This window comes from Acidovorax sp. HMWF018 (assembly GCF_003061035.1).
GTDB lineage: Bacteria > Pseudomonadota > Gammaproteobacteria > Burkholderiales > Burkholderiaceae_C > Acidovorax > Acidovorax delafieldii.
Genome location: NZ_QAIM01000156.1, coordinates 1 through 1,794, shown reverse-complemented (window position 1 = coordinate 1,794; position 1,794 = coordinate 1). Strand labels below are relative to the sequence as shown.

Genomic DNA, 1,794 nt, shown 5'->3' with positions numbered 1-1,794 from the left:
GTGGCGGTGGTGGTGGGGCCGCTTTGGGTCAGCGTCACGGGCACCACCACGTTCTGGCTGTTGCCCTTGATGGTGAGCGCGCCCGCCACTTCAAACTTGCCGCCGCCCAGCGCCTTGATGCTGGACGACACGAATTGGGCTTGCGGGAATTTGGGCACGTTGAACCACGCGGGCTTGGGCAGCTCTGCATCGGTCTCGCGCGAACCCAGCGTGGCGCTGCCAGTGTCCACCGTGAAGGCGATCTTGCTGGTGGCCAGTTTGGCCGGGTCAAACGCTACCTGGGCGCTGAACTTCTTGAACTGGCCTTCCAGTGGCACGCCCATCTGGCGGGCTGTGAACTGCACCTCGCTCTGCGCGGGCACCAGCTGCTGCTGGGCCAGGGCGGCTTGCCCGCCCGCAACGAGGGCAGCGCCGATCACGATGCGGGACAAGGTAGAAGACAGATGCATGCAGAAACTCCGTTCAATTCACAAAAGGTGGAAGCGGTGGTCGCAGGGGGCGAGCGACCTTTGAGGTGGGCAAGGTACCCACCAGGGGTTGTCATGGCGCCCCGCAGGTGGAGGCTGGTTATTTCCCGGGCAGCATGCGGTTCAGCAGGCCATCACGGTCGACCAGCTGGTGCTTGAGCGCTGCGGCGATGTGCAGCAGCGCCAGCGCGGCCAATGCAAACGCGGTGTACTGGTGCCAGGGCTTGATGGCCTCGGCCAGGTCCTTGCTCACCGGCACAAAGTCGGGCAACTGCCACAAGCCCAGGAACACGATGGGGAACCCCGCCGCCGAGCTGTAGGCCCAGCCAATCAGGGGCACGGCGAAGAAGAGCACGTACAGCAGGTGGTGGGTGCCGTGGTGTGCCAGCTTCTGCCAGCCGGGCATGGTCTTCTCGACCGCCTGGGGCAGCGCCGGTGGGCGGTGCGTGGCGCGCCACAGCAGGCGCAGCGCCGACAGCACCAGGATGGTCACGCCGGCCCATTTGTGCCAGTTGTAAAGCTTCAGCCGTTGGGGCGAAAAGGGCAGGTCGGCCATGTAGACGCCGACGCCAAACAGAGCGATCAGCGCCAGGCCCAGCACCCAGTGCAACAGCATGGCGGTGCGCGTGTACCGGCGCGGAGTGTCGAGGGTCGTCGTGGAAGTGGCTGTCATCAGCGAATCTGGAGGTCGGTGCACAAAGAAGGTGAGCAAAGGCTGCAAGGGCCACCGGACTTGGCGGCACAACGCGCTGGGCGATGGCGCAGTGTAGGAAGCGCTGGCTGTGATCAGCTTCAGACAGATTGATGCCTTGATTCAAATTTATTGAATCGATATGCCTTGAGCGCTCAAAGTTCCCCAATGCTGTGCAATTTCTGCGGAGCGGCTATTTGCTGGCATCCGCAGGGCATCGGCGTGGCGCCTGCATGGACCCCGCTGGTGCGCCGGTGCCCCTATGGAGACACCTTGGCGAATGGGGGAGGTGGCCGCATCATGTGCAGCGATGGCGGGCGGTACGGGGGCGGGGCGCCAGAGCACCCCGCGATGCCCGGGTTATCGGGCCAGCGCGGCCTGTTTCCAGGCGCTGACGGCGGCGCTGTCGTCGCCGCGTTGCTCGGCCAGTTCGGCCACATGGCGCCACGCGCTGGCGCGCATTGGCGCGTCGTTGAGCTGCTGGGCTGCCTGGGTCAGCAGCTGCTGGGCTTTGCCCCACAGCTGGCGCTTGAGGCAGGCCATGCCCGCCAGGTATTGCAGGCGGGCGTCGCGTGGGTTGGCTTGCTGGGCGGACTCGATGCGGGCCAGCCAGGGCCCGTCGAGCGCATCCAGCCC

2 protein-coding genes and 1 pseudogene are annotated in these 1,794 nt (G+C 65.8%); all 3 read right to left on the bottom strand.

Annotated elements, in window-relative coordinates; genetic code table 11:
- Positions 1–449: YceI family protein (locus DBR23_RS05995; protein ID WP_108497635.1), on the bottom strand; the 449-nt coding region annotated here is incomplete at its 3' end.
- A 118-nt stretch (positions 450–567) separates the two neighbouring features.
- Positions 568–1,140: a cytochrome b gene (locus DBR23_RS05990; protein WP_056066827.1), complete on the bottom strand. Its 573-nt coding sequence runs from the start codon at positions 1,138–1,140 to the stop codon at positions 568–570.
- A 378-nt stretch (positions 1,141–1,518) separates the two neighbouring features.
- Positions 1,519–1,794: pseudogene (locus DBR23_RS05985) on the bottom strand (heme biosynthesis protein HemY); the annotation flags it as partial.